General features: G+C 68.5%; 26 protein-coding genes. 18 read left to right on the plus strand and 8 right to left on the minus strand.

The window, feature by feature from the left end; genetic code table 11:
• Positions 1 to 90 precede the first annotated feature (90 nt).
• Positions 91 to 714 carry a MerR family transcriptional regulator gene (locus BLV57_RS28850; protein WP_091293995.1) on the plus strand — a complete coding sequence of 208 codons (624 nt, stop codon included), beginning with the start codon at positions 91 to 93 and terminating at the stop codon, positions 712 to 714.
• On the opposite strand, the gene BLV57_RS28855 is transcribed toward BLV57_RS28850, so the two are convergent.
• Entirely contained in the window at positions 711 to 2,438 is a 1,728-nt protein-coding gene (locus BLV57_RS28855; RefSeq protein ID WP_091293997.1) for a serine/threonine-protein kinase, read from the minus strand. The genes BLV57_RS28850 and BLV57_RS28855 overlap by 4 nt on opposite strands.
• Before the next feature lie 118 nt (positions 2,439 to 2,556).
• On the opposite strand from BLV57_RS28855, the gene BLV57_RS28860 reads away from it, so the two are divergent.
• From BLV57_RS28860 to BLV57_RS28885, 6 genes are all read left to right on the plus strand, one after another.
• Entirely contained in the window at positions 2,557 to 4,398 is a 1,842-nt protein-coding gene (locus BLV57_RS28860; RefSeq protein ID WP_091293999.1) for a methylmalonyl-CoA mutase subunit beta, read from the plus strand.
• Complete coding sequence (gene scpA, locus BLV57_RS28865) at positions 4,395 to 6,557, plus strand: methylmalonyl-CoA mutase (protein WP_091294001.1); 2,163 nt, start codon at positions 4,395 to 4,397, stop codon at positions 6,555 to 6,557. Before BLV57_RS28860 ends, scpA begins: the two co-directional genes overlap by 4 nt.
• A gap of 3 nt (positions 6,558 to 6,560) precedes the next feature.
• Positions 6,561 to 7,556 (plus strand): methylmalonyl Co-A mutase-associated GTPase MeaB, encoded by a 996-nt coding sequence (meaB, locus tag BLV57_RS28870; RefSeq protein ID WP_091294002.1) that lies wholly within the window; start codon positions 6,561 to 6,563, stop codon positions 7,554 to 7,556.
• Entirely contained in the window at positions 7,553 to 7,828 is a 276-nt protein-coding gene (locus BLV57_RS28875) for a hypothetical protein (protein WP_091294004.1), read from the plus strand. The genes meaB and BLV57_RS28875 overlap by 4 nt, the downstream gene beginning before the upstream one ends.
• Positions 7,829 to 8,028: 200 nt before the next feature.
• Positions 8,029 to 9,312 carry an amidohydrolase gene (locus BLV57_RS28880; protein ID WP_091294006.1) on the plus strand — a complete coding sequence of 428 codons (1,284 nt, stop codon included), beginning with the start codon at positions 8,029 to 8,031 and terminating at the stop codon, positions 9,310 to 9,312.
• Between the two features lie 429 nt (positions 9,313 to 9,741).
• The gene (locus tag BLV57_RS28885; protein WP_342741223.1) at positions 9,742 to 10,440 is read left to right on the plus strand and encodes an endonuclease domain-containing protein; all 699 of its coding nucleotides are present in this window, start codon (positions 9,742 to 9,744) and stop codon (positions 10,438 to 10,440) included.
• Here the strand turns inward: BLV57_RS28885 and BLV57_RS28890 are convergent.
• Positions 10,437 to 10,889, minus strand: a complete 453-nt coding sequence (locus BLV57_RS28890; RefSeq protein ID WP_218134893.1) for a gamma-glutamylcyclotransferase family protein — start codon at positions 10,887 to 10,889, stop codon at positions 10,437 to 10,439. The genes BLV57_RS28885 and BLV57_RS28890 overlap by 4 nt on opposite strands.
• Positions 10,890 to 11,007: 118 nt before the next feature.
• Here BLV57_RS28890 and BLV57_RS28895 point away from each other — a divergent pair, with 118 nt between their 5' ends.
• The 10 genes from BLV57_RS28895 (at position 11,008) to BLV57_RS28940 (ending at position 18,457) form a co-directional block, all read left to right on the plus strand.
• Positions 11,008 to 12,411 (plus strand): NAD(P)H-quinone dehydrogenase, encoded by a 1,404-nt coding sequence (locus tag BLV57_RS28895; RefSeq protein WP_091294009.1) that lies wholly within the window; start codon positions 11,008 to 11,010, stop codon positions 12,409 to 12,411.
• A gap of 63 nt (positions 12,412 to 12,474) precedes the next feature.
• Positions 12,475 to 12,939, plus strand: a complete 465-nt coding sequence (locus tag BLV57_RS28900) for a hypothetical protein (RefSeq protein WP_245757555.1) — start codon at positions 12,475 to 12,477, stop codon at positions 12,937 to 12,939.
• A 14-nt stretch (positions 12,940 to 12,953) separates the two neighbouring features.
• The gene (locus BLV57_RS28905) at positions 12,954 to 13,460 is read left to right on the plus strand and encodes a hypothetical protein (protein ID WP_143047169.1); all 507 of its coding nucleotides are present in this window, start codon (positions 12,954 to 12,956) and stop codon (positions 13,458 to 13,460) included.
• A gap of 222 nt (positions 13,461 to 13,682) precedes the next feature.
• A complete protein-coding gene (locus BLV57_RS28910) occupies positions 13,683 to 14,192 on the plus strand; it encodes a hypothetical protein (protein ID WP_091294012.1) in 510 nt (169 codons plus the stop codon).
• A gap of 196 nt (positions 14,193 to 14,388) precedes the next feature.
• The gene (locus BLV57_RS28915) at positions 14,389 to 15,009 is read left to right on the plus strand and encodes a hypothetical protein (RefSeq protein WP_091294014.1); all 621 of its coding nucleotides are present in this window, start codon (positions 14,389 to 14,391) and stop codon (positions 15,007 to 15,009) included.
• Between the two features lie 24 nt (positions 15,010 to 15,033).
• A complete protein-coding gene (locus tag BLV57_RS28920; RefSeq protein WP_091294016.1) occupies positions 15,034 to 15,666 on the plus strand; it encodes a hypothetical protein in 633 nt (210 codons plus the stop codon).
• A 168-nt stretch (positions 15,667 to 15,834) separates the two neighbouring features.
• Positions 15,835 to 16,317 (plus strand): hypothetical protein, encoded by a 483-nt coding sequence (locus BLV57_RS28925; protein WP_091294017.1) that lies wholly within the window; start codon positions 15,835 to 15,837, stop codon positions 16,315 to 16,317.
• A gap of 137 nt (positions 16,318 to 16,454) precedes the next feature.
• The gene (locus tag BLV57_RS28930; RefSeq protein ID WP_143047170.1) at positions 16,455 to 16,958 is read left to right on the plus strand and encodes a hypothetical protein; all 504 of its coding nucleotides are present in this window, start codon (positions 16,455 to 16,457) and stop codon (positions 16,956 to 16,958) included.
• A gap of 136 nt (positions 16,959 to 17,094) precedes the next feature.
• Entirely contained in the window at positions 17,095 to 17,700 is a 606-nt protein-coding gene (locus tag BLV57_RS28935; RefSeq protein ID WP_091294021.1) for a hypothetical protein, read from the plus strand.
• A 130-nt stretch (positions 17,701 to 17,830) separates the two neighbouring features.
• Positions 17,831 to 18,457 (plus strand): class F sortase, encoded by a 627-nt coding sequence (locus BLV57_RS28940; RefSeq protein WP_091294022.1) that lies wholly within the window; start codon positions 17,831 to 17,833, stop codon positions 18,455 to 18,457.
• A gap of 53 nt (positions 18,458 to 18,510) precedes the next feature.
• On the opposite strand, the gene glpK is transcribed toward BLV57_RS28940, so the two are convergent.
• Positions 18,511 to 20,022 (minus strand): glycerol kinase GlpK, encoded by a 1,512-nt coding sequence (gene glpK, locus BLV57_RS28945; RefSeq protein ID WP_091294024.1) that lies wholly within the window; start codon positions 20,020 to 20,022, stop codon positions 18,511 to 18,513.
• A gap of 10 nt (positions 20,023 to 20,032) precedes the next feature.
• Complete coding sequence (locus BLV57_RS28950; protein ID WP_176968854.1) at positions 20,033 to 20,782, minus strand: MIP/aquaporin family protein; 750 nt, start codon at positions 20,780 to 20,782, stop codon at positions 20,033 to 20,035.
• A gap of 202 nt (positions 20,783 to 20,984) precedes the next feature.
• Between BLV57_RS28950 and BLV57_RS28955 the strand changes: the two genes are divergently transcribed.
• Positions 20,985 to 22,754 (plus strand): glycerol-3-phosphate dehydrogenase/oxidase, encoded by a 1,770-nt coding sequence (locus BLV57_RS28955; RefSeq protein ID WP_091294270.1) that lies wholly within the window; start codon positions 20,985 to 20,987, stop codon positions 22,752 to 22,754.
• 84 nt (positions 22,755 to 22,838) lie between these two features.
• Here the strand turns inward: BLV57_RS28955 and BLV57_RS28960 are convergent, their stop codons facing one another.
• The 4 genes from BLV57_RS28960 to BLV57_RS28975 are packed head-to-tail and all read right to left on the minus strand — an operon-like array spanning position 22,839 to position 26,135.
• Positions 22,839 to 23,369 (minus strand): GNAT family N-acetyltransferase, encoded by a 531-nt coding sequence (locus BLV57_RS28960; RefSeq protein ID WP_091294026.1) that lies wholly within the window; start codon positions 23,367 to 23,369, stop codon positions 22,839 to 22,841.
• Positions 23,370 to 23,378: 9 nt separating this feature from the next.
• Positions 23,379 to 23,738 carry a DUF1707 SHOCT-like domain-containing protein gene (locus BLV57_RS28965; RefSeq protein WP_091294272.1) on the minus strand — a complete coding sequence of 120 codons (360 nt, stop codon included), beginning with the start codon at positions 23,736 to 23,738 and terminating at the stop codon, positions 23,379 to 23,381.
• Positions 23,739 to 23,775: 37 nt separating this feature from the next.
• Positions 23,776 to 24,330 carry a DUF1707 SHOCT-like domain-containing protein gene (locus BLV57_RS28970; protein WP_091294028.1) on the minus strand — a complete coding sequence of 185 codons (555 nt, stop codon included), beginning with the start codon at positions 24,328 to 24,330 and terminating at the stop codon, positions 23,776 to 23,778.
• A gap of 20 nt (positions 24,331 to 24,350) precedes the next feature.
• Positions 24,351 to 26,135 (minus strand): acetyl/propionyl/methylcrotonyl-CoA carboxylase subunit alpha, encoded by a 1,785-nt coding sequence (locus tag BLV57_RS28975; protein WP_091294274.1) that lies wholly within the window; start codon positions 26,133 to 26,135, stop codon positions 24,351 to 24,353.
• Between the last annotated feature and the right edge of the window lie 46 nt (positions 26,136 to 26,181).

A 26,181-nucleotide genomic window follows, 5' to 3' on the forward strand; every position in this document is an offset into this window, starting at 1 on the left:
TCCCCAAACGAATATAGATAGTGAAGCTCTCCGTTATGGGAAGCTATACTATCCATCCTGAGGATGTCCACAGAAAAGGTGAAAAGCTCCATGCGCATGGCCGAGCTCAGCAGCGTGTCCGGCGTCCCGGTCGCGACGATCAAGTACTACCTGCGCGAAGGCCTGCTCCAGCCCGGCGAGCGCACCAGCCCCAACCAGGCGCGGTACGGCGAAGCCCACGTCCGGCGGCTCAAGCTGGTCCGCGCGCTGATCGACGTCGGCGGCCTGTCGATCGCCGCCGTGCAGGAGACCCTCGGCGCGATCGACGACCAGGTGTCCACGCACTCCGCGCTGGGTTTCGCGCAGAAGGGCATCGCCATGCCCGACGTCGCCGTCGACGAGGAGACGCGGGCCTGGGCGCTGAGCCGGTTCGAAGGCGTCGCGAAGGAGCAGGGCTGGGACCTCTGTACCGACGATCCGGCCATCGAGGTCCTCATCAGCGTGATGGGCGCGTTCCGCGACCTCGGCCACGAGAACCTGCTCGACGGCCTGCCCCAGTACGCGAGCGCGTCGCGGCAGATCGCGGAACAGGACCTGGCCAGCCTGGCCGGGATGAAGTCGGTCGAGCAGATCGTGGAGAGCGCGGCCGTCGGCACCGTGCTCGGCGACACGCTCCTGATGGCACTACGCCGGATCGCCCAGCAGGAGGTCTCTCACCGCGTCTACGGCGACTAAGCCTTCGGTGAGAACGTCTGCATGATCTTGTCGAACAGCTCAGTCCGCCCGGCCTGCTCCTGCTCGACCGGCACGGTCACCGACACCACCCAGAGGCTGTTGTTCTGCCGGAACACGTGCGCGAACGTCGTCCGCGTCGCCTTGGGCGTGTCGGGCGACGGCTCCCGCTCGGTGATGAACTTGCCGCCTGCGGGCTCCTGCGTGCGGAAGGTGAGCACCAGGTCGTGCTCGCTGAGCGCGCGCCGGTCGATCGGGCCGGGGATCGGCCAGGTCTGGCGCAGCCAGTTGATGAACGCGTCGAGCTGCGGGTACTTGGCGTAGTAGTCGACGAACCGCTGGACGTTGACCGTGCGGGTGCCGTCCGGCGCGACGAACTGGACGATGGTGTTCTGCGCCAGCTTGCTGGTGAGCGACTGCGTGACGAACCGGGCCCAGCCTTCGGGCGCCTTGATGGTGAACGCCCCGCCCCCGGTGCCCTTGTTGGGGCTGGCCTCGCCGTCCTGCTCGACCAGGTTCAGCGGCCGCGGCGGGATCCCGGTGTCGGTCACCGTCGACGTCGGCGCGCTGCGCGGCGGGGCGATCGACTTGCCGCCGACCGTCCTGGCCAGCGCGAACCCGCCGCCCGCCGCGAGCAGGAACAGCAGGATCGCGGCGAGGGTGAGCGCGAGCCCGGCCGCCAGGCCACGGCCTTTGACCGGCGGCGGGGCGGCCGCGAGCGGCGGCGCGGGCTCCTTCAGGAACGGCAGCGGCCCGGGGTCGGAGGCCAGCGCCGAGCTCGTGTCCTCGGCCTTCTTCGGGGTGACCTTGATGACCTGCGTGTCCGTCGGCGCCGGCTGCGCGGAGGTCTTCTTGCCGTCCGGGGTGTGGAAGAGCTCGGCAGGGAAGGTGTCGAGCGGGCTCTTCGGCTGCATCGGGTGCAGGCGCTGGCGGACCTCGCGCAGGGAAAGGCGCGCGGTTGGCTCCTTGTCCATCAGCCCGATGATGATTTCGGCCAGCGGCCCGTCGGACGGCTTCGGCACATCGCCATTGACGACCTTGCCGACCGTCTCCAGCGGGTCCCCGTCGGCGTCGTAGGGCGGGCTGCCCTCGACCGCGGCGAACAGCGTCGCGCCGAGGCCCCACAGGTCGGCGCCGCCGGTCACCGCGCCACCGGAGGCCACCTCCGGTGCGATGTACGCGGGCGAGCCCAGCATGATGCCGGTCTTCGTCATGGTCGACTCGGACACGTTGCGCGCGATGCCGAAGTCGGTGAGCTTGATGCGGCCGTCCTCGGCGATCAGCACGTTGCCCGGTTTGACGTCACGGTGCGTGATCCCGGCGGCGTGCGCGGCCTGCAGCGCGGCGGCGACGGCGCTGCCGACGGCGGCCGCCTGTTCGACGCTCAGCGGGCCGTGGTCGCGCAGCAGCTCCGAAAGGCTGCGCGAGGGCAGCAGCTCCATCACCACGAACGGATCGCCGTTCTCACTGGCGATGTCGTGCAGGATGATCACGTTCGGGTGCGAGAGCACGGCGATCGCGCGTGCCTCACGCAGCGTCCGCTCCCGGAGCTCGTCGACCTGGGCGGCCGGAACCCCATGCGGCATCTTCATTTCCTTGACCGCGACCGGCCGGTGCAGGAACTCGTCGTAGGCGGACCAGACGGTGCCCATGGACCCGGAACCCAGCACCGAGCGCAGCCGGTAACGCCCGGCAACGACGCGAGGCTGTTCGCTGGAGGTCGACACCCCCTGATTGTGTCGTATGCGGAGTTGACGGACTCAGCCAAGGTCATACCCCTAAATCAGCGGGCGCGACGAGGCTCACAGGTGAGGGTGCGACCCCTGCGAACTACCATCGGCAGGTATGACCAATGTCGGTGAGGCCGAACCCGGTGAGCTCTCGCTCGCCGCCGAATTCGGCGGCGCGAGCCGGGCGCAGTGGCAGGAGCTCGTCGCCGGTGTGCTGCGGAAAAGCGGCGCGCTACCCGAAGACTTCGCAGGTGCTCCCGAAAGCAGACTGGTCACCCGGACGTATGACGGCCTGGAGATCCAGCCGCTGTACACGGCCGAAGACGCGGCTCCGCCCGCCGGTTTCCCCGGCTTGCCGCCGTTCGTGCGCGGCGCGAAGCCGGAAGGCGCGGTCCGCACCGGCTGGGACGTCCGCGCGCTGCACGCCGACCCCGACCCGGCCGCCGCGAACAAGGCGGTGCTCGCCGATCTCGAAGGCGGCGTGACCTCGTTGTGGCTGCGAGTACCGCCGGCCTCGCTGGCCGACGTGCTGAACGGCGTCTACCTGGAACTGGCGCCGGTCGTGCTTGAGCCAGGCGCCGATTTCGAAGCGGCCGCGGTCGCGCTGACCGAGGTGCTGGCCGAGAAGGAGATCCCCGCCAGCGAGGCGAGCGGCAACGTCGGCGCCGACCCGATCGGGCTGCGCGCGCGTACCGGCGAGGCCTTCGACATCGCGCCGGCCGCCGAGCTCGCCGTACGACTGACCGGCAAATACCCGAACCTGCGGACGCTCGTCGTGGACGGCCTGCCGTTCCACGAGGCGGGCGGCTCCGACGCACAGGAACTCGGCGCGGCGATCGCGGCAGGCGTCGCGTACCTGCGTGCGCTCACCGACGCCGGGCTGAGCGTCGAAGCGGCCGCTTCGCAGCTGGAGTTCCGGCTCGCCGCGAGCGCCGACCAGTTCCTGACGATCGCGAAGTTCCGCGCCGCGCGGCGGCTGTGGGCGCGGGTGACCGAGGTGTCCGGCGCCGCCGGGATCGGCATGCGCCAGCACGCGGTCACGTCGCCGTCGATGCTGACCCAGCGTGACCCGTGGGTGAACATGCTCCGCACGACCGTCGCCTGTTTCGGCGCCGGGGTCGGCGGGGCCGACGCGATCACCGTGCTGCCGTTCGACGGCGCGATCGGGCTCCCGGACGCGTTCTCGCGGCGCATCGCACGCAACACCCAGGCGATCCTGCTGGAGGAGTCGAAGCTCGCCGGGGTGATCGACCCGGCTGGCGGGTCCTGGTACGTCGAGAACCTGACCGATCAGCTCGCGCACGCGGCCTGGCGTGAGTTCACCGAGATCGAGCGTGAGGGCGGGATCTCGGCGGTGCTGGGCTCCGGCTCGCTGGCCGGGCGGCTGGCCACGACCTGGGCCAAGCGGTCCCAGCGGATCGCCACTCGCAAGGACCCGATCACCGGGGTCAGCGAGTTCCCGAACCTGGCCGAGAAGCCGGTCGTCCGCGCTCAGTCCACTATGGACGTCCAAAATGGTGGGTTGCCGCGCGTTCGCTACGCGCAGGAGTTCGAGGCGCTGCGCGACGCGGCGGACGCCTACCTCGCCGAGCATGGCACGCGGCCGCAGGTGTTCCTGGCGACGCTCGGGCCGGTCGCCGCGCACACCGCGCGCGCCGGGTTCGCCGCCAACCTGTTCCAGGCTGGCGGGCTCGAGGCGGTCAACCCTGGCGCGGTCGACGACGTTGTGGCCGCGTTCAAGGCGAGCGGCGCGAAGGTGGCTTGCCTGTGCGGCAGCAACACTTCGTACGCCGAAGAGGCCGCGTCAGTGGCTACCGCGCTGAAGGACGCGGGCGCCGCCGCCGTCCTGCTGGCGGGCAAGGGTGACTACGCCGACGTCACCGGTTACGTCTTCGCCGGGTGCGACGCACTCGAGGCCTTGACCGCGCTCCACGCGACTCTGGGAGTCACTCGATGAGCATTCCCGACTTTTCCGACGTCGAGCTGGGCACGCCAGAGCCCGCCGGTGCCGCGGCCTGGACCGACGCGCTGCACGCGAGCACCGGCAAGGGCCCGGACGCGCTGGCATGGGAGACCCCGGAGGGCATCGGCATCAAGCCGGTGTACACGGCCGACGATCTGTCCGATGTGGACTTCCTGGGCACCTATCCCGGTATCGCGCCGTACCTGCGCGGGCCGTACCCGACGATGTACGTCAACCAGCCGTGGACCATCCGCCAGTACGCCGGGTTCTCCACCGCGGAGGAGTCCAACGCCTTCTATCGCCGCAACCTCGCGGCAGGCCAAAAAGGACTGTCGGTAGCGTTCGACCTCGCCACGCACCGCGGCTACGACTCCGATCACCCGCGCGTCGCCGGTGACGTCGGCATGGCGGGTGTCGCGATCGACTCGATCTACGACATGCGCCAGCTCTTCGACGGCATCCCGCTGGACAAGATGAGCGTCTCCATGACGATGAACGGCGCGGTTCTGCCGGTCCTCGCTTTGTATGTCGTCGCGGCGGAGGAACAGGGCGTCAAGCCCGAACAGCTGGCCGGGACCATTCAGAACGACATCCTGAAAGAGTTCATGGTCCGCAACACCTACATCTACCCGCCGCAGCCGTCGATGCGGATCATCTCCGACATCTTCGGCTTCACCTCGCAGCACATGCCGAAGTACAACTCCATCTCCATCTCCGGCTACCACATGCAGGAAGCCGGGGCGACCGCCGATCTGGAGCTGGCGTACACGCTGGCCGACGGCGTCGAGTACATCCGCGCGGGCGTCGACGCCGGGATGGACGTGGACAAGTTCGCGCCGCGGCTGTCGTTCTTCTGGGCCATCGGGATGAACTTCTACATGGAGGTCGCGAAGATGCGCGCGGCCCGGCTGCTGTGGGCCAAGCTCGTCAAGCAGTTCGACCCGAAGAGCACGAAGTCGCTGTCACTGCGCACGCATTCGCAGACCTCCGGCTGGTCGCTGACCGCGCAGGACGTCTACAACAACGTGGTGCGCACCTGTGTCGAGGCGATGGCCGCGACCCAGGGGCACACGCAGTCGTTGCACACCAACGCACTGGACGAGGCGCTGGCGCTGCCGACCGACTTCTCCGCGCGGATCGCGCGCAACACGCAGCTCCTGCTGCAGCAGGAATCCGGCACCACGCGGGTCATCGACCCGTGGGGCGGCAGCGCGTTTATCGAGAAGCTGACCTACGACCTCGCGCGCAAGGCGTGGGCGCACATCACTGAGGTCGAGTCCGCGGGCGGCATGGCGCGCGCGATCGACGCGGGCATCCCGAAGCTGCGTATCGAAGAGGCCGCCGCGCGCACGCAGGCGCGGATCGACTCCGGGCGTCAGCCGGTTATCGGGGTCAACAAGTACCTCGTAAGCGACGACGAGGCCATCGACGTTCTCAAGGTCGACAACGCAGGTGTCCGCACACAGCAGCTTGAGAAGCTGCGAAGGCTGCGCGAAGAGCGCGACGAAGAAGCGACCCAGGACGCCTTGCGAAGGCTTACGGCGGGCGCTGAGAGCGATGGCAACTTGCTAGCGCTTGCCATCGACGCCGCACGTGCGAAGGCGACAGTCGGCGAGATCTCCGACGCGCTTGAGAAGCCTTGGGGGCGCCACTCCGGCCAGATTCGTACGATCTCGGGTGTGTATCGCGACGAGGTCGGCAAGTCCCAGAACGTCGAGCAGGCGCGCTCGCTGGTCGAGGAGTTCGCCGCCGAGGAGGGCCGCCGTCCGCGCATCCTGGTCGCCAAGATGGGCCAGGACGGGCACGACCGCGGCCAGAAGGTGATCGCGACGGCGTTCGCGGACATCGGCTTCGACGTCGACGTCGGCCCGCTGTTCTCGACGCCGGGCGAGGTCGCGCGCCAGGCCGTCGAGGCGGACGTGCACGTGGTCGGCGTGTCCTCGCTGGCGGCGGGGCACCTTTCGCTGGTGCCCGCGCTGCGGCACGAGCTCGCCGAGCTGGACCGCTCCGACATCATGGTCGTGGTCGGCGGGGTCATCCCGCCGCAGGACTACGAGGAGCTGCGGGCGGCGGGCGCGGCGGCGATCTTCGGGCCGGGCACGGTCATCGCGGACGCGGCCATCGACCTGCTCGGCCAGCTCAAGGAGCACTGACCGTTGCCGCGCAAGGTCGACGTCGCCGCGTACGCCAAAGGGGTGCTCGCGGGCGACCGCGGGACGCTGTCCAAGGCGATCACGCTGGTCGAGTCCAATCGGGACGATCACCGCGCGCAGGCGCAGGAGCTGCTGGTCGAGCTGCTGCCGCATGCCGGTGGCGCGTGGCGGATCGGTATCACGGGCGTGCCCGGTGTCGGTAAGTCGACATTCATCGACCAGCTCGGCACCGACCTGACGACCGCCGGGCATCGCGTCGCGGTGCTGGCGGTCGACCCGTCGTCGACGCGCACGGGCGGCTCGATCCTCGGTGACAAGACGCGGATGGCGCGGCTGGCGGTCGACCCGTCGGCGTTCATCCGGCCTTCGCCCACGTCAGGCACGCTGGGCGGCGTCGCGCGCGCGACCCGCGAGACGATGGTCCTGATGGAGGCGGCAGGCTACGACATCGTTCTGGTCGAAACGGTCGGGGTTGGACAGTCCGAGGTCACCGTGGCGAACATGGTCGACTGCTTTCTCTTCCTGACGCTGGCGCGCACCGGCGATCAGTTGCAGGGCATCAAGAAGGGCGTGCTGGAGCTCGCGGACGTCATCGCGGTCAACAAGGCGGACGGCGAGCACGAGCGCGACGCCAAGCGGGCCGGGCGTGAGCTGGCTGGCGCGCTGCGGATGATCTACGGCCCCGACGCGCTCTGGACGCCGCCGGTGCTCACCTGCAGCGCGCTGACGAACGTCGGACTTGACACTGTTTGGGACCAAATCGGCAGGCACCGCGAGACGCTCGCCGAGGCCGGTCAGCTGGACGAACTGCGGCGGCGCCAACAGGTCGACTGGACTTGGGCGATGGTGCGGGAGCAACTGCTGGGCCGCCTTTCGGCGCATCCTGGCGTCCGTGCGGTGGTACCCGAGGTCGAGCAGGCTGTGCGCGATGGCCGGTTGACCGCTACTTTGGCGGCGCAGCGGATCTTGGCTGCCTTTTCGTCGGAAGGAGGGGAATGAGCACGAAATTGCGAATCTTTTTCGTGTCCTGCGTGCTGGCGGTATCGGCGTTCGGCGTTTCACCGGCACTCGCCACTGGTACCCCGGTCGCGGCATCCGTGCACGTCACGGCGCCCGCGCAGGTCGGTCCCGGTCCAGTCCTGGACCCGGCGACCACCAGTGAGGCCGACAGCCAGAAGACGAAGAACAAGCTGATCGCGGGTGGCGCCGCGGTGGTGTTGCTGCTCGTCGTGATCTGGGGAAGGCGGGCCAGGTCCAAGAAGTCGACCTAGGCGCCAAACGGTCGAAAGGTAATCGGCAATCGGTTACGCCGAATTCCCTCAAGCCGTTCAACGCAGATCCACTACCGGCCGTCTAGGGCCCCTCCGCTCAGTGCGCATGTCGCCGCCTGCATGGTGCACCCTTGTCTGCAAATGCGTATGACAGACATCACTGAGCCATCGGCAACTCGCGTTGCGGGAGGAGGTGCGGCGTGACCGTTCTCGATTCCAGGCCGGACATTCCAGGCGACCCCGGGGGTCACGTGGCACCCGGTGCGTTGATCACCGAAGCCGGAGTCAGCATGGCACCTGTGCAGGATCTGGGTGCGGGACGTGGGCCGTACTGGCTCGACGACTGGCTGCGGGCGAACGCGGGCGACGTGCTCGCGTGGCGCCGCCACATCCACACCCACCCCGAGCTCTCGCGCTGCGAGTACGGCACGACCGAGCTCGTGATGAAGGTGCTGCGCGAAGTCGGCCTCAAGCCGTGGGTGCTCCCCGGCGGCACCGGCGTCGTCTGCGACATCGGCAAGGGCGACCGCTGCGTCGCGCTGCGCGCCGACATGGACGCGCTGCCGCTGACCGAGGCCACCGGGCTGTCGTACGCATCCGTGAACGACGGCGTCGCGCACGCCTGCGGCCACGACGCCCACACGGCGATCCTGATGGGCGCGGCCCGCGCGCTGGCCGACGCCCCCGAGCTGCCCGGCCGCATCCGGTTTATCTTCCAGCCCGCCGAAGAGGTCATGCCCGGCGGAGCGCTGGACATGATCGCGGCTGGCGCGCTGGAAGGCGTCGAGCGCATCTTCGGCCTGCACTGCGACCCCCGCGTCCCGGTCGGCCTGGTCGGCACCCGCGTCGGCGCGCTGACCTCGGCCGCCGACCTGATCGAGCTGCGCCTGACCTCGCCGGGCGGCCACACCTCCCGTCCCCACCTGACGGCCGACCTGGTCCACGCGCTCGGCACGGTCATCACGTCGCTGCCGTCGGTCCTCTCGCGCCGCGTCGACCCCCGGTCCGGCACCGTCCTGGTCTGGGGCGCCGTCCACGCGGGCCAGGCGGCCAACGCCGTGCCCCAGGACGGTCTCCTGCGCGGCACCCTCCGCACCGCCGACCACGAGGTCTGGACGGCGCTGGAGCCCCTGGTCGCCTCCTCGGTCGAGTCCCTGCTCGCCCCGACCGGCGTCGGCTTCTCGCTCGACTACCGCCGCGGCGTCCCCCCGGTCGTCTCCGACCCCGAGAGCACGTCCCTCCTGCGCGCCGGCGTCGAAGCCGCCCTGGGCGAACACGCGTTGACATCGACCGAGCAATCCTCAGGCGGCGAAGACTTCGGCTGGTACCTCGAGCACACCCAGGGCGCCTTCGCCCGCCTGGGCGTCTGGTCCGGCGAGGGCCCCCAGCACGACATCCACCAACCCACCTTCACCCTCGACGAGCGCGCCCTCCTCGCCGGAACCCGAGTCCTGGTCCACACCGCCCTAACCTCCCTCGCCTAATCTTTGCCCTTCCCGTACGCGTCTTTGCTCCTCCCATACGCGTGATGACCGCTCCCGCACGCGTCTTTGCCGCTGGTGATCAACCGAGTTATCCACAGGTAGCTCGGTTATCCACAGGTTGACGAAAACCCCTCTTCCCCTCGTCACTGAACGTCGCTCATGATCGAGGGCGTGATGAATCTAGGGGGAAGACATGGAGCCGCTTTACGCGGCGAAGTCGTCAAGGCGCTGGGCGAACGTGGCCTTCGTGAGGCATTGGCTTCGGGAGTACTCGAACAGGTTTTCCGCGGAGTGCTGATTCATTCCGCGGATTCACTCAAATTGGGTACGCGGGCGCACGCGGCACTACTGGCGGTTGACGAATCCGCAGTGCTGTCCGGACCGACAGCACTCGCTCTACATGGGCTTTCGGCCGCGGAGGGGCTGCCAGTGCATATCACCGTGCCCTACTCGAGCGGGGTGAGATCCAAGGCGGGCCTGGTGGTACATCACCAGGACTTCGAGCCATCCGACGTCACTGAAATCGACGACCTGCGGGTGTTCGAGCTCGATTTATCGCTAGCTGAGTCCCTTTGCGGAAAAGACAGCCGGACAGCGTTCGCCTGCTTGGATGAGGCGCTTCACGATCTGTCACCGAAGCGGGCTCAGGCTCTGCGCCAGGCGGTCTTCGTCAGGCTGAGCGGACGGCGAGATCGGCGAGGTGTCCACAGGGCACGCATGCTTGCCCACCTTGCGACCGGGAAGGCTGACTCTCCACCGGAGAGCTTTCTGCGACTCGTCGTGGTCGAGGCAGGCTTCCCCGTGCCCGAAGCTCAGTTCGAGATCCGGACCATCGACGGGCGGAGCCTGTATCGGCTCGACCTCGCCTGGCCCGCGGTCAGGATCGGCCTGGAGTACGACGGGTTCGCCGCGCACGAGGACCGCGCCGAGTACGACGCGGAGCGGGACGCTCGGATGGCGGGTCGAGGCTGGATCATGATCCGGGCGTCGGCGGCCGACCTCCGTGACCCGACGCGGTTGCTCGCGGAGCTACGGCAGGCGTTCGAGCGCCGTTCGGGGAGCGCAAAGACGCGTGCGGGAAATGCAAACATGCGTACGGGAAGGGCAAAGACTCGGGAGGAGGGTTAGCCGGTGATGCCTTGGCAGGGGCGGGTGCGGAGGGCGTCCACGTAGTCGACGGGGGCGCCGGCGGCTTCGGCCGCGTCGGCGAGGACGCCGAGGTAGCGGGCTGAGGGTAGGCCGCCTTCGTAGGCGTCGAGGACGTAGAGCCAGGCGAGGACCGAGCCGTCCATGGTCTGGACGCGGAGGCGGATCTTGTTGTGCATGCCCAGCTCGCCGCCTTCCCAGCGGTCGAGGCGGTCCTCGTCCAGGGAGATGACGTCGTAGAGGACGACGAAGACGCGGGAACCCGGGTCTTCGACGATGGTGGCGAGCGCGCCTTCCCAGCCGAGGTCTTCGCCTCCGAAGGTCAGTCTCCAGCCTTCGAGCCAGCCGGTGCCGGCCATCGGGGAATGCGGGGCGCGCTCCAGCATCTGGGCGGGCTCCATGTTGGATCCGTAAGCGGCATACAACGGCACGCCGCACAGCCTAGCGACACATCCCTCACCCGATAGGACGCACTCGCCGAGTCCACCTAGGCTGAGCGTGTCGAACCGGCACAGGACCGGCGCGGACCGGCCAAGGAGGAGGAATCAGGTGACCAGGATCGTGATCATGGGCGGAGGCCCGGCGGGTTACGAAGCGGCTCTGGTCGCCGCGCAGCATGGCGCGGACGTGACCATCGTCGAGCGTGACGGGCTCGGGGGCGCCTGCGTGCTGTACGACTGCGTGCCGTCCAAGACCTTCATCGCCTCCTCCGGTGCCCGCGCGAACATGCACGGCCTCGCTGAGCTGGGCATTCACACCGACCTGGCCGACACCAGCGTCGACTTGCCGACCGTTCACGGCCGCGTCAAGGGCCTCGCGCTCGCGCAGTCGGCGGACATCCGGGCCCGCGTGCAGCGCGAGGGCGTGCGCGTCCTCACCGGCCAGGCGCGCTTCTGCGACGAGGAGCCGGGGCTCGCCACGCACAAGGTCGCCGTCGAGACCTCGGACGGCGAGACCGAGGTGCTCGACGCCGACGTCGCGCTCATCTCGACCGGCGCGACCCCGCGCGTGTTGCCCGGCGCCGTGCCGGACGGCGAGCGCATCCTCGACTGGCGCCAGCTCTACGACCTGACCGAGCTGCCCGAGCACCTCGCCGTCATCGGCTCCGGTGTCACCGGCGCCGAGTTCGCCTCGGCCTACACCGAGATGGGCGTGAAGGTCACCGTCGTCTCCAGCCGCGACCGCGTGCTCCCGCACGAGGACGCCGACGCCGCCGCGGTGCTCGAAGAGGTCTTCTCCCAGCGCGGCACCACCGTCGCGAAGCACGCGCGCGCGGAAAAGGTCGAGCGCACCGAAAAGGGCGTCAAGGTGCACCTCGCCGACGGCCGCGTGATCGAGGCCAGCCACGCGCTGATGACCGTCGGCTCGATCCCGAACACCGCCGACATCGGCCTGGACAAGGTCGGCATCGAGCCTGGCCCCGGCGGCTTCATCACCGTCGACCGCGTTTCGCGCACCAGCGTCTCCGGCATCTACGCGGCAGGCGACTGCACCGGCGTGCTCATGCTCGCCTCCGTGGCCAGCATGCAGGGCCGCATCGCCATGTGGCACGCGCTCGGCGAGGGCGTCGCCCCGATCAAGCTGAAGACCGTCGCCGCGAACGTCTTCACCCACCCGGAGATCGCCACCGTCGGCATCAGCCAGCAGGCGATCGACTCCGGCGAGGTGCCCGCCAGGACGATCATGCTCCCGCTCGCGACCAACGCCCGCGCGAAGATGGAGGGTCTCCGGCACGGCTTCGTGAAGCTGTTCTGCCGCCCCGCCACCGGCGTGGTCGTCGGCGGTGTGGTCGTGGCGCCCACGGCGAGCGAGCTCATCCTTCCCATCGCGCTCGCCGTGCAGAACCAGCTCACAGTGGAACATCTGGCACTGACATTTTCGGTGTACCCGTCGCTGTCGGGGTCGATCACCGAGGCGGGCCGCCAGCTCATGCGCCACGACGATCTCGACTGAGGCAACCCGGCCACGGGCCACGACGTCTAGAACGTGTCTGGGAAGCACGTTCTAGGGGTTGAAGTGATCAAGAAGGCCGTTCTGGTCGCCGCGTTCGCCGGTCTCGCCGCAGTCGTCAGCCCGGTCGCCGGGCACGCGCAGCCGGAGATCGCGGGCAATGTCCAGCTCAACGCCGACACGGCCGTGCTGCACGGCCTCAAGGGCACCTATCAGGGCGATGGCACCGACATCGCGCTCGGTGGGTGCGTGGCGGCGGGCACGGACGGCCTGAGCGCGCCCAAGACGGCGCGGTTCGCCTCGCCGGTGCTCACCTTCGATCACTACGACTTCGGCCCGCTGATCGGCGTTCCCGGCAACGTCACCGCCGAAGCCAAGCTGAAGCCGGGCACCAAGCCCGGCCGGTATCCGCTCGTCCTCGAATGCGAAGGAAAGTCTTACCGCGCAACGTTTTCCGTCACCAAGGGGCAGGTGGCCAAGGTGCCGTCCGGCTCCGCTCGGGCCGGTGACGGCAGCATGGCCACGTACTGATCCTTGGGGGAAAGATGCGCATTAGGAACGTCTCGGTGGCCGCGGCCGGTTTCCTGGCTTTGACCGCGGGCACGGCCGCGGCGGCCGAGCCGACCACCACCCCGAGCAGCACGCCGCCCGCGGTTTCGGCGGGGATGAAACTGTCCACCCACCACGGCTTGCCCGGTGCGAAGCTGAGCATTCGGGCGACCTGCGTCAATGGCGGCCAGGTCTCCTATTTCCGGTCGCCCGCGCTGGAGGTCACTCGCGTCGGCAAGGTCGAGGGCACCCCGCCGTTCATCGACGTGGTCGACAACACCGCCACGGTGCTCGACGTCGAACCCGGTCGCTACAAGGTGGAGCTGGTCTGCGTGTTCGCGCCGCATTCCTCGCAGGTGGGCGCGACAGCCTGGTTCACCGTCGACTCCACGGAAAAGCCCGCCGATCCGGCGAAGCCCGCTGTCCCGGTCAAGCCCGCGAAGCAGGTCACGAAGGTGCCGTCGGGTGCGCCGCAGACCGGCGGCGGAGGCGCCGCCGCCTGAACGATCATCGCCACAGAGCCGCCGTCGGGAGCATTCCCGGCGGCGGTTTTTCGTGCGGTGTTCCCGCGTCGGAAGTTCGCAACCTGACCGTGATCTGGCGACGCAACCCGCGGTTTGGCCAGGCGTCTCTAGGGTGTCGGAACAAGGGAAACCGCTGGGGGAACAGCAAGGGCCCAATTCGACGAATTCCAATTTCCCTTTTGAAGAAACCTGGGGTTATCAATGCGTATCAAGAACATTGCCGTGGCCGGAATCGCGGCCGGTTTCCTCGCGCTGACGGCGGGTACGGCCTTCGCCACGACGGACCACGCGGCACCGCCCGCCGTCGGCAAGGCCACCATTTGGATGTCCACCCACAAGGCCGAGCCCGGCCAGGACGGGATCCTCCTCGACGCCGCGTGCTTGGGCGGTCACCTGTCCTTCATCCAGTCGAAGGCGCTGGCGATCACCGGAGTCGGCCAGACCGGCGATGTCGTGCACCACCGTGTTCGGGTGCTCGATGTCGACCCCGGCCGGTACTCGGTGGACGTGACCTGCGCTTTTCCCGGCGAGCAGCCCAAGGTCGCGGTGAGCACCACGTTCCGGGTGCTGCCGAAGTCCGAGAAGCCCGAGCCGGAGCCCACCAAGCCTGCCGAGACCAAGAAGCCGGTCGTGCAGGCCAAGGCGCCCGTGAAGCAGGTCGTGAAGGTGCCGACGGGCGCGCCGCAGACCGGTGGTGGCGCGACCGCCTGACAATCACATGAAATGAGAACCGCCGACGGGATGGGTCCCCGTCGGCGGTTTTCTTTTTGTTCGCCGGAAACCTTTGAGACTTCTTCGTTATCCGGCGGCGCAACCCGGCCGGCACTCAGGCGTCTTTAAGGATGTAAGAGCGAGGCGGACAAAGAACTCGCGAAATACCAAAAGCAATTCTTTCTGGGGGATAATCATGCGTAAGTCCATTGTCGCCGCGGGTCTCGCCGCCGGTTTCGCGTTGCTCGGCCCGGCCGCCGCCTTCGCCGCGGACACTCCGGACACCCCGGCCGCACCCGAGACGGCCGCCGACCACGCGCCGGACAAGGAACACCGGCCGTACGTGCTGCCGACCGCCAAAACCGTCCACCCCGGTGACAAGTTCACCCTCACCGGCCACTGCTACACCGAGCACCCGTCGGGCTACTGGGCCGACGAGGCCGCCTTCAAGTTGGTCGTCCGCCACGTCGGCCCCGGCAGGCCGGGCGGCACCGCGCAGACCGTCGAAGTCACCTGGCAGGTGCTGGACAACGCCAAGCCGGGCACCTACGTCGCCAGCGTGCTCTGCGATGGGGACGAGCCCTCCGCCGAGATCAAGGTCGTGCCCAAGGACAAGGTGAAGCCCGCGCCGCCGAAGGAAACGCCGAAGAAGGAAGCGGTCAAGCAGGTCGCGAAGGTGCCGGCCGGTGCGCCGCAGACCGGTGGTTCCGACGATCCGGCCGACTACACCACGCTCATCGCGGCCGTCGGCGCCGGCGTGCTCGTCGCCGGTGGCGCGGGCATCGCCGTCCACCGCCGTCGTGGCGCCAAGCAGTAACACCGGATATCTGGGGGAAAGACAATGAAATTGATTCAAAGCACGGTCGCCGGTCTCGTCATGGCCGGTTCGGCGCTGGCACTCGGGGGAGTGGCGCAGGCGAGCTCGATGTTCTACATCTCGGTCGCCGGCGAGGACGTGAAGCCCGGTCAGGAGATCACGATCGGCGCCGGTTGCTACCAGAACCACATGGAAGATCTGCACTTCTCGTCACCGCTGTTCGAGGGCGAGCTGCAGGTGGTCGGGTGGGACAACGTGACGGTACTGACCGGCCATGCGACCGTGCCCGCGGACGCGAAGGCGGGTAGTTACCCGATTTCGTTCACGTGTGACGGCAAGAAGGTACCCGGCACCTTCACCGTGACCACCCCCAAGCAAGCGGCCCCGAAGAAGGAAACGGTCGCCAAGCAGGTGCCGAAGAAGGAAGCGCCGAAGCAGGCGACCACGCCCGTCACGAAGGCCGAGGCGCCGCAGCCGGAGGTGGCGGCCAAACCGGCCGCCAAGCCGGTCGAACAGGCACCCGCCGGCGCGGCGCAGACCGGTGGCCACGACGACCCGGCCGACTACACGGCGGCCTTCGCGGTCACCGGCGCGTCGATTCTGGCGGCGGGCGGGGCCGGATTCGTGTTCTACCGCCGCCGCTTGGCGAAGAAGTGATCATCGGCGTCGGCGAGTACCAAAGCCGCCAGCGGGTTCCCCGCTGGCGGCTTTTTCCATCGCGACCGTTTCGTGATTTTGGCGGAACAACCATGACGCCGGTGGCGGCGTCCTAGGTGGTGTCGGGGGACAAGGGGAATCCACAGCACATTTCTCCAGGGGACGGATATGAGAACAAAGATCATCGCCGGAACGGCGGCCTGTCTGCTTTCGCTCACCGCCGGTACCGCGTTTGCCACGGATACCACGCAACCACCCGCGGGACCGGAAAATTCGGCCTCGGCGAAGGTATGGGTCAGTCAGCGTGCCGGGCTGCCCGGCGCCATCGTGCAGGTGCACGGCACCTGCACCGATTCACATTTATACGCGTTCGGCTCGTCCGCGATGGAAATCCGGTATCAGCGGCCTTCCGTCAATGGCGTCCACAACTATGTCGGCTACGTGAAGGACGTCGAACCGGGCGTATACAAGGTCTGGTTGAACTGCCACCTGCCTGGAACGGAGCCGAAGTTCGTCAGGGCCAGCACGACTTTCCGGGTGCTGCCGAAGAGCAGCAGCACGCCGACGACGCCTTCGAAGAAGCCTGAACCGGCCAAGCAAGTTGTGAAGGTGCCGAAGGGCGCGCCACAAACCGGCGGCGGCGCCGCGTAAGCAGGGAAAAACAGGCCATCGGCGGGTAACCGCCGGTGGCCTTTTTTTATTTCGAGCGAGACGCAACCGTGGGCAACAGTGAGCGTCTTTATGGGTGTCGAAACAAGTTCGGCACTCAAATAATTCTGGGGATGATCATGCGTAAATCATTTGTCGCCGCCGGTCTCGCCGCTGGTTTCCTGTTCCTCGGCGCGGGCGCCGCGGGAGCCACAGAAGCACCCACCAGTGAAACGCCGAAGCCGGCGCCCGCTCCTTCGGGTTCACTCTGGCTCGGCTCGCACGCGGGGCAGCCCGGCGGTTATGTGACCGTGGACGGCATCTGCCGGGACTCGGTGCTGTACCGCTTCGGCTCCGAGGCCATGGGCATCGTGCGGCAGCGTCCCGCGACCGACGGGGTCATGCACTACATGGGCTACATCCACAAGGACGCCAAGCCCGGTACCTACAAAGTCGTCCTGATCTGCTTCTCGAAGGAGACCAAGAAGGCCACGACGGTCGCCACCGAGCAGTTCAAGGTCCTGCCCAAGGGCGCCGAACCCGTGAAGGACAAGGACCCCGTGCCGTTCAAGAAGGCCGTCAAGCAGGTCGTCAAGGTCCCGGCGGGTGCGCCGCAGACCGGCGGCGGTGGCGCCGCGCGGTGACTTCTTCGTTATCCGGCGACGCAACCCGCCCGGGGCTCAGGCGTCTTTAAGGGTGTAAGAGCGAGACGGGGGTCTCGCGAAGAAATGTGAATCTTTCGAAAACAAGCCACAGGCTAATTCTTCTCAGGGGATAATCATGCGTAAGTCCATTGTCGCCGCCGGTCTCGCCGCGGGTTTCGCGTTGCTCGGCCCGGCCGCCGCTTTCGCGGCCGAGGCGCCCACGACCGACAAGACCACCACGCCCACCACCACCGAGCAGGCGCCCACGCCGGAGGAGCACGCCGGCGTGCCCAAGGCGTACCTGAAGGTACTGCCGAAGGCCGCGAAGCCGGGGCAGAAGGTGACGGTCAGCGTCGGCTGTGACACTGAGCTGAACCTGGGCTCGCCCGCGCTCGACATCGGCCGCACGCACCCGGTCGGGCCGCAGCATGACCCGAGCATCGCGCCTGAGCAGCAGGCCAGCGCGGTCGTGAAGGACGTCAAGCCCGGCACTTACACCGTCGCCTACGAATGTGGCAGGGGCACCGTGATCAAGACGAAGTTCACCGTGCTGCCCGCCGACAAGGCCAAGGAGCCCGCCAAGCAGGTCACCAAGGTCCCGGCAGGCGCGCCGCAGACCGGTGGCTCGGACGGCCCGGCCGACTACACCGCGCTCGTGGTCGGCCTGACCGGCGCCGGTGTGCTCGCGGCCGCCGGTGGCGTCGGCTACGCGGCCTACCGCCGTCGCGGCGCCAAGAACTGATCGAAGGCAACCGTTCAGTCCCCGGCGGCGTCAGCATGACGTGGGGGAGTGAATGCAGGGGGCGGGCCCGCCCCGGGAGACCGGGGCGGCCCGTATTCACTACACACAGACGGATTTCGAGGGACAGGACATGAAGAACTTCTTTCGGGGCAAGCGAGGACTTCTCACGCTGGCCCTCGTCATATTCGGCGCGCTCACGTTCACGCTGAGCGGCTGCGCTGGGGAGACGCAGTCGCCGCAGCCCGCGGCCGGGCAGCAGCAGGACCAGCAGGCCGTGCCGGAGGACGGGGGCGGCGCGACCGGGCTGGCGAAGTCGGAGCCGGTCTCGGTGGACGTGCCCAAGATCGGCGCGAAGTCGACGCTGGTGCCGCTCGGGCTCAACGCGGACAACACCGTCGAGGTGCCGCCGGTGACGCAGCCGATGCAGGCCGGGTGGTACAAGAACGGGCCGACGCCCGGTGAGATCGGGCCAGCGGTGATACTCGGGCACGTCGACGGCAACAAGCAGCCCGGCATCTTCTACAAGCTCAAGGAACTCGCGCCAGGTGACAAGATTTCCGTTGCCAGGAAAGACGGTTCGACCGTGGAGTTCGTGGTGACGAAGGTCGACCAGATCGCGAAGGACACGTTCCCGACCGAGGCCGTCTACGGCGACACCGAGGACGCGCAGCTGCGGCTCATCACCTGCGGTGGCGCCTTCGACAAGGCCGCGCACAGCTACAAGGACAACATCATCGTCTACGCGAAACTGGCCTGACGACATAAAGCGGGCTTTATCCCAGAACGGGATAAAGCCCGCTTTATCCCGTTTTATTCGGAGTCGACCCAGTCGAAGGTCTTGGTGACGGCCTTCTTCCAGTTCTTGTACTCGGTTTCGCGGCGGGTCTCGTCCATCGACGGGTCCCACTGCTTGTCCTGCGCCCAGTTGGTGCGGATGTCGTCCTCGCTCGCCCAGAACCCGACGGCGAGGCCCGCGGCGTACGCGGCGCCGAGCGCGGTGGTCTCGTTGACCACCGGCCGGATCACCGGCACACCGAGGATGTCGGCCTGGAACTGCATGAGCAGCTCGTTGACGACCATGCCGCCGTCGACCTTGAGCGACTTCAGCGGGACGCCGGAGTCGGCGTTCATCGCGTCGATCACCTCACGCGACTGGAAGGCCGTGGCCTCCAGGACCGCGCGGGCCAGGTGACCCTTGTTGACGAACCGGGTGAGCCCGACGATCGCGCCGCGCGCGTCCGAGCGCCAGTACGGCGCGAACAGGCCGGAGAACGCGGGCACGAAGTACGCGCCGCCGTTGTCCTCGACACTGCGGGCGTGCTCCTCGATCTCGGCGGCGGTGCCGATGAGGCCGAGGTTGTCGCGCAGCCACTGCACCAGCGAGCCGGTGACGGCGACCGAGCCTTCGAGCGCGTAGATCGTGTCGTTGGTCCCGATCTTGTAGCAGACGGTGGTGAGCAGCCCGTTCTGCGACATGACCTTGTCGGTGCCGGTGTTCAGCAGCATGAAGTTGCCGGTGCCGTAGGTGTTCTTGGCTTCGCCCGGCGAAAGACAGGCCTGCCCGAACGTCGCGGCCTGCTGGTCGCCGAGGATGCCCGCGATCGGCACGCCGGCCAGCGCGCCCTTCTCGCGGACCTTGCCGTACTCCTCGGACGACGACCGGATCTCCGGCAGCATCGACAGCGGGATGGTCATCTCGCCCGCGATCTCGGCGTCCCACGAAAGGGTGTCGAGGTCCATCAGCATGGTGCGCGACGCGTTGGTCGGGTCGGTGACGTGGATGCCGCCGTCGACCCCGCCGGTCATGTTCCACAGGACCCAGGTGTCCATGTTGCCGAACAGCAGGTCGCCTGCCTCGGCCTTCTCACGGGCGCCGTCGACGTTGTCCAGGATCCACTTGATCTTCGGGCCCGAGAAGTAGGTCGCCAGCGGCAGGCCGACCTTCTGGCGGTAGCGCTCCTGCCCGCCGCCGAGCGCGCCCAGCTCGTTGACGATCTTGTCGGTGCGGGTGTCCTGCCACACGATCGCGTTGTAGACCGGCTTGCCCGTGGTCTTGTCCCACACCAGCGTGGTCTCGCGCTGGTTGGTGATGCCGACCGCGACGATGTCACTGGCGCTCAGGTCGGCCTTCGCGAGCGCGCCCGCGGCGACGGCGCGCGTGTTCTCCCAGATCTCTTCCGCGTTGTGCTCGACCCAGCCCGCCTTGGGGAAGATCTGCTCGTGCTCACGCTGGTCGGAGGCGACCACCCGCCCGGAGTGGTCGAAGATCATGGCCCTCGTCGACGTGGTGCCCTGGTCGATCGCGGCTACATACGACGTCATGCGCTAGCTCCTAGGTCAGGTTGTGGACGGCGAGGTACAGGAGAGCGGCGACAGCGCCGCCGACGAGCGGGCCGACGACGGGGATCCACGAGTAACCCCAGTTCGCGTTGGCCTTGTTCTTGATCGGCAGCACGAACGCGTACGCGATACGCGGGCCGAGGTCACGCGCCGGGTTGATGGCGTATCCGGTCGGGCCACCGAGCGAGGCGCCGATCACCAGCACCACGAACGAGACGCCCGCGTAGCCGAGCGCGGAGTTGCCGAAGGTCGGCACTCCGGCGTCGCCAGCCTTGAAGCTCGGGCTGAGCAGGATCCACGCCACGAGCACGAAGGTACCGATGATCTCGGTGACCAGGTTCCACGCCGTGTTGGCGATCTGCGGGCCGGTGGAGAAGATGCCCAGCGTGTTCTCCGGTTCGGGGTGGTCGTCGAACTGGAGCTTGTACGTCGCCCAGCAGAGGATCGCGCCGAGGATCGCGCCGACCATTTGTCCCGCGACGTAGAAGGGGACATCGGACCATTCGGTCTTGTCGGCGATCGCGAGCCCGAGCGTGACGGCCGGGTTGAGGTGCGCGCCACTCGGGTTGGCGATGCTGGCGCCGGTGAACACCGCGAAGGCCCAGCCGAGGTTGATGAACAGGAATCCGGCGTTGTGGCCGTTGTTCTTACGCAGGACGTGGTTCGCGACCACGCCGTTGCCGAGCAGGATCAGGGTCGCCGTCCCTAACAGCTCCCAGACGAATATGGCCCCAGCACTCACTCTTCGGCCCTCCACTTTGGACGATATGCGCGGGGCCGACGATCGCGTTGCGGCGCCATTGCCGACCCACGTCCGAGGCACGTTACCGGTGCGTACCGGTTAGTCAAAGGCACCAGTTGCCCCAATCTGTTCAAGCTCACAGCAAGATCAGGGAGTGCTGCGCCACATGCGCGGCCAGGTGGGGATGCGCCTCGAAGAGAACATGCGATGCTGGAGGCCCGAAACACCCGAGGAGGAGTGTCACGTGGCTGAGTCGCAGGCGAACCCGGCGCGGCTGGGCCCGCTCAAGCGGGAAGAAGACTGGCAGCGGCTGGGCAAGGAGACCTTCGACCTGGTCGTCATCGGCGGCGGGGTGGTCGGCGCCGGTGTCGCGCTCGACGCGGCGACGCGCGGGCTGCGGGTCGCGCTGGTCGAGGCGCGCGACCTGGCGTCCGGCACGTCGAGCCGGTCGAGCAAGCTGTTCCACGGTGGCCTGCGCTACCTGGAGCAGCTCGAGTTCGGCCTGGTCAGGGAGGCGCTGAAGGAGCGCGAGCTGATGCTCACGACGCTCGCGCCGCACCTGGTCAAACCGGTGAGCTTCCTGTACCCGCTGACCAAGCGCGTCTGGGAACGGCCGTACACCGCGGCCGGGCTGTTCCTGTACGACTCCATGGGCGGCGCGCGGTCCGTGCCAGGTCAGAAGCACCTGACCCGCGCCGGCGCGCTACGGATGGTGCCCGCGCTGAAGCGCAACGCGCTCATCGGCGGCATCCGCTACTACGACGCGCAGGCCGACGACGCGCGGCACACCATGACCGTCGCGCGCACGGCGGCGCACTACGGCGCCATCGTGCGGACGTCCACCCAGGTCGTCGGCTTCCTGCGGGAGGCGGACCGGATCTCCGGCGTGCGCGTGCGCGACGTCGAGGACGGGCGCGAGACCGAGATCCAGGCCAGCGCGGTGATCAACTGCACCGGCGTGTGGACCGACGAGCTGCAGCGGCTCTCCGGCGGGCGCGGGCGGTTCCGCGTGCGGGCGAGCAAGGGCGTGCACATCGTCGTCCCGCGTGACCGGATCGTCTCGGAGTCCGGGCTGATCCTGCGCACCGAGAAGTCCGTGCTGTTCGTGATCCCGTGGGGAAATCACTGGATCGTGGGAACCACCGACACCGACTGGAACCTCGATCTGGCGCACCCGGCGGCCACGAAGCACGACATCGACTACATCCTCGAGCACGTCAACACCGTGCTCGCGACGCCGCTGACGCACGACGACATCGAGGGCGTCTACGCCGGGCTCCGGCCGCTGCTGGCTGGCGAAAGCGAAGAGACGTCGAAGCTCTCGCGTGAGCACGCGGTCGCGCGGGTCGCGCCGGGCCTGGTCGCGATCGCGGGCGGCAAGTACACGACGTACCGGGTGATGGCGGCCGACGCCGTCGACGCGGCCGCGGTCGACCTGCCGGGCAGGCCGCAGTCGTCGATCACCGAGAAGGTGCCGCTGCTCGGCGCCGACGGGTACCACGCGCTGGTCAACCAGGCCGATCACGTCGCGGCGCAGCACGGGCTGCACCCGTACCGCGTGCGGCACCTGCTCAACCGCTACGGCTCGATGGTGCACGAGGTGCTCGCGCTGGCCGATGGCCGTCCGGAGCTGCTCAAGCCGATCGAGCACGCGCCGGACTACCTGGGCGTCGAGGTCGTCTACGCGGCGGCTTACGAGGGTGCGCTGCACCTGGAGGACGTGCTGGCGCGGCGTACGCGTATCTCGATCGAGTACCCGCACCGTGGGCGTGAATGCGCCGAGCAGGTCGCGCGGCTGATGGGCGAGGTGCTGGGCTGGCCGGAGGAGACCGTCAAGCGCGAGATCGAGGTCTACAACGCGCGGGTCGACGCCGAGGTCGAGTCCCAGTCCCAGCCGAACGACGAGGCGGCGGACGCCCTGCGCTCAGCCGCCCCCGAGGCCCGGGGCGGCCTCACGGAGCCGGTCAGCTAAAGCCCGAAAGTGGCTTTCGTCAGGTGTGATCCCCCGAAAGTGGCTTTCGTCAGATAAGACCTGACGAAAGCCACTTTCGGGGTTTCAGGGGCGCTTGGTCCAGCGGATGAGGCGGGCGCCGGTGGGGGCTAGGTCGGGTTCGGGGCCGATGAGGGTGAAGCCGCACCGCTTGGCCACGGCACCTGAGGCGGCGTTGGACTCCTCGTAGCGGTAGGCGACTTCGCGCAGGTCCAGCCCGCCGAAACCGAAGCGCAGCGCGGCTTCGAGCGCGACCGTGGCGACGCCTTTTCCGCGGGCGGCCGCGGAAACCCAGACCGCCGCTTCGGCGAGGCCCGCGTCCAGGTCCAGGTCCTTCAACCCGACCTCACCCAGCAAAGCGCCTGTCGTCGGCTCCGCGATGGCCCACGAGCAGCGCTCGTCGCCCGCCCACTGCGCGGTCCGCAGCGCGACGTACTCCGTCGCCTCGTCGAGCGTGCGCAGGCGGTAGTTCAGCACGTAGCGCCGGTGCACCGGGTCGGCGAAGCCCTCGATGAGCGCGGGGCGGTCGTCCATGAGCCGGTCCGCCCTGAGCTGCCGGAGGTAGTACGTGCCCGCGTTGATCTCGACCGGTTCCACGCAGCGACCTTAGCGGCGGCCGGGGCTGAGCAGGAGCACGACGACCGGGATCAGGAACACCACGAACCAGCCTGCGCCGCGGGTCAGCACGATGACCCCGATCGCCAGCACGGCCGCGATCGGCACCACGCCGACGTTCCTCCAGCGTGCGGGAGCCGCCGAGACGGGTTCGGCGACGGCGCCGCGGACCAGCACGCTCGGGCGCGGAGACGGCAGGTCGTCGAACAGGGGCTCCAGCTCGGCGACGGTCTTGGCCTGGGTGATCTTCGCGGAACGGGTGCCGAACTCGTCGATGTCGAGACGCCCGGTGCGCACGTGCTCGCCAAGCACGTCCATGGCGTCCTGGCGCTCAGCGTCGCTGAGTCGCATCTTCGATCGGTCCGTGCTCACGTCGAGATCCTAGGGTTCAGTGCCCCAGTTCCCTACGTCGCTCGCGGCGCTCGTCACGAAGCTCACCGCGCCGCTCGTGCCGGTCATGGCGGAGCTCACGGTGCCGGTCGCGCTGGCGCTTCTGGTCCTGCTCCCAGTCGGCGCCCCAGACCGCCTTGCCGAAGCCGGTCGCGGCCATCGGGATGAAGAACGTCCACCACGCGCCGACGGTCACCGTCAGCACGATCGCCGCGACGAACAGCACCGGGATGATGCCCGCGACGAGCCGCTGGTTCAGCGGCCGGTCCGTCCACGCGATCGGCTGACCCGGCTGCGCGACGGGCTGGACGGCCGTCGCGGGCGGCGGCGCGGGTGCGGGCTGCTGGTCCCCCAGCCGCGGGTGCGGCTGGGGGAGATCCTCGAAGATCGCGGCGAGGTCGCCCCGCGTCTTGGCCGTGGTGACCTGAGCCGAGCGCTCGCCGTACTCGTCCAGGTCGATCCGGCCGACACTCATGTGTTCGCCCAGCGCCTGGAGTGCGGCCTCGCGTTCGGGGTCGCTGATGCGCAGCTGCGGCGACGGGACTTCGTTCACCAGCTCAGTGTAGGAGCTTTTCAGTCCTTCAGTTCCAAAAGCACGGTCCCTTGGGTCACCGCGGCGCCGACTTCGACGGAGAGTCCGGTCACGGTGCCCGCTTTGTGTGCGGTGACCGGGTTTTCCATCTTCATCGCCTCGAGCACGACGACCAGTTCGCCCGCTTCGACCTGCTGGCCCTCTTCGACGGCGACCTTGACGATGGTGCCCTGCATCGGCGCGGCGACCGCGTCGCCGCTGACCGCGGCCTTGGTGCCGCCCGCGCGCTTGCGCGGCTTCGCCTTGACCGCCGAGCCGCCGCCGGAGCCTTCGACGTTCAGCGTGCCGGGCAGCGAGACCTCGAGACGGCGTCCGCCGACCTCGACGACCACGTTCTGGCGCGGCGCCTCCTCTTCGGCGTCGGCCGAGCCGGTGGCGGTGAACGGCGGGATCTGGTTGTCGAACTCGGTCTCGATCCAGCGGGTGTGCACGCTGAACCCGTTCTCGTCACCGATGAACGCCGGGTCGTCGACGATCGCGCGGTGGAACGGGATGACCGTCGCCATGCCCTCGGCGACGAGCTCGTCCAGCGCGCGGCGGCTGCGCTCCAGCGCGTTCTGCCGGTCGGAGCCGGTGACGATCAGCTTCGCGAGCATCGAGTCGAACTGGCCGCCGATGACCGTGCCGCTCTCGACACCGGAGTCGACGCGCACGCCGGGCCCGGACGGCGCGACCCACTTCGTCACGGTGCCGGGTGCGGGCAGGAAGCCGCGGCCAGCGTCCTCGCCGTTGATGCGGAACTCGATCGAGTGGCCGCGCGGCTCGGGATCTTCGGTATAGGTCAGCTTTTCGCCGCGCGCGATGCGGAACATCTCGCGCACGAGGTCGATTCCCGTGGTCTCCTCGGAAACCGGGTGTTCCACTTGCAGCCGGGTGTTCACCTCGAGGAAGGAGATCGTGCCGTCGACGGCGACGAGGTATTCGACCGTGCCTGCGCCGTAGTAACCCGCCTCCTTGCAAATCGCCTTGGCGGAGGAGTGAATCCGCTCGCGCTGCTCGGCCGTGAGGAACGGCGCCGGTGCTTCTTCGACGAGTTTCTGGTGGCGGCGCTGCAAAGAACAGTCGCGGGTGCCGACGACGATGACGTTTCCGTGCTGGTCCGCGACGACCTGTGCTTCGACGTGGCGCGGCTTGTCGAGATAGCGCTCGACGAAGCATTCACCGCGGCCGAACGCGGCGACGGCCTCGCGCACGGCGGATTCGAACAGCTCGGGGATTTCTTCCTTGGTGCGCGCCACTTTCAGGCCGCGCCCGCCGCCGCCGAACGCGGCCTTGATGGCGACCGGGAGCCCGTGCTCCTCGGCGAAGGCGATGATCTCGTCCGGCCCGTTGACCGGATCCTTGGTGCCGGGCACCAGCGGCGCGCCCGCGCGCAGCGCGATGTGCCGCGCGGTGACCTTGTCGCCGAGGTCGCGAATGGACTGCGGGCTCGGGCCTATCCAGGTGATGCCCGCGTCGATGACGGCCTGCGCGAAGTCCGCGTTTTCGGAGAGGAAGCCGTAGCCGGGGTGCAGCGCGTCGGCGCCGGAGCGCTTGGCGGCGTCGAGGATCTTGTCGAAGACGAGGTAGCTCTCGGCGGCGGTCGTGCCGCCCAGCGCGAAGGCCTCGTCGGCGAGCCGGACGTGTGGCGCGTCGCGGTCGGGGTCCGCGTACACGGCGACGCTGCCGAGGCCCGCGTCCTTCGCGGCCCTGATGACCCGGATCGCGATCTCGCCGCGGTTGGCGACGAGCACCTTGGTCACCGGTCCGCCTACCTGCTCGCTCACGCCGTTCCTCCTCGAGTCGTCACCGCTGACCGCCAGCACTTTACCG

This window comes from Amycolatopsis xylanica (assembly GCF_900107045.1).
Lineage (GTDB): Bacteria > Actinomycetota > Actinomycetes > Mycobacteriales > Pseudonocardiaceae > Amycolatopsis > Amycolatopsis xylanica.

Coding starts and splice junctions, on each gene's coding strand:
- BLV57_RS28920 (WP_091294016.1), top strand. CDS start 15,034: ATGAAATTGATTCAAAGCACGGTCGCCGGTCTCGTCATGGCCGGTTCG.
- BLV57_RS28915 (WP_091294014.1), top strand. CDS start 14,389: ATGCGTAAGTCCATTGTCGCCGCGGGTCTCGCCGCCGGTTTCGCGTTG.
- BLV57_RS28935 (WP_091294021.1), top strand. CDS start 17,095: ATGCGTAAGTCCATTGTCGCCGCCGGTCTCGCCGCGGGTTTCGCGTTG.
- BLV57_RS28965 (WP_091294272.1), bottom strand. CDS start 23,738: ATGCGACTCAGCGACGCTGAGCGCCAGGACGCCATGGACGTGCTTGGC.
- glpK (WP_091294024.1), bottom strand. CDS start 20,022: ATGACGTCGTATGTAGCCGCGATCGACCAGGGCACCACGTCGACGAGG.
- BLV57_RS28875 (WP_091294004.1), top strand. CDS start 7,553: ATGAGCACGAAATTGCGAATCTTTTTCGTGTCCTGCGTGCTGGCGGTA.
- BLV57_RS28930 (WP_143047170.1), top strand. CDS start 16,455: ATGCGTAAATCATTTGTCGCCGCCGGTCTCGCCGCTGGTTTCCTGTTC.
- BLV57_RS28905 (WP_143047169.1), top strand. CDS start 12,954: ATGCGCATTAGGAACGTCTCGGTGGCCGCGGCCGGTTTCCTGGCTTTG.
- BLV57_RS28860 (WP_091293999.1), top strand. CDS start 2,557: ATGACCAATGTCGGTGAGGCCGAACCCGGTGAGCTCTCGCTCGCCGCC.
- BLV57_RS28910 (WP_091294012.1), top strand. CDS start 13,683: ATGCGTATCAAGAACATTGCCGTGGCCGGAATCGCGGCCGGTTTCCTC.
- scpA (WP_091294001.1), top strand. CDS start 4,395: ATGAGCATTCCCGACTTTTCCGACGTCGAGCTGGGCACGCCAGAGCCC.
- BLV57_RS28925 (WP_091294017.1), top strand. CDS start 15,835: ATGAGAACAAAGATCATCGCCGGAACGGCGGCCTGTCTGCTTTCGCTC.
- BLV57_RS28850 (WP_091293995.1), top strand. CDS start 91: ATGCGCATGGCCGAGCTCAGCAGCGTGTCCGGCGTCCCGGTCGCGACG.
- BLV57_RS28940 (WP_091294022.1), top strand. CDS start 17,831: ATGAAGAACTTCTTTCGGGGCAAGCGAGGACTTCTCACGCTGGCCCTC.
- BLV57_RS28955 (WP_091294270.1), top strand. CDS start 20,985: ATGCGATGCTGGAGGCCCGAAACACCCGAGGAGGAGTGTCACGTGGCT.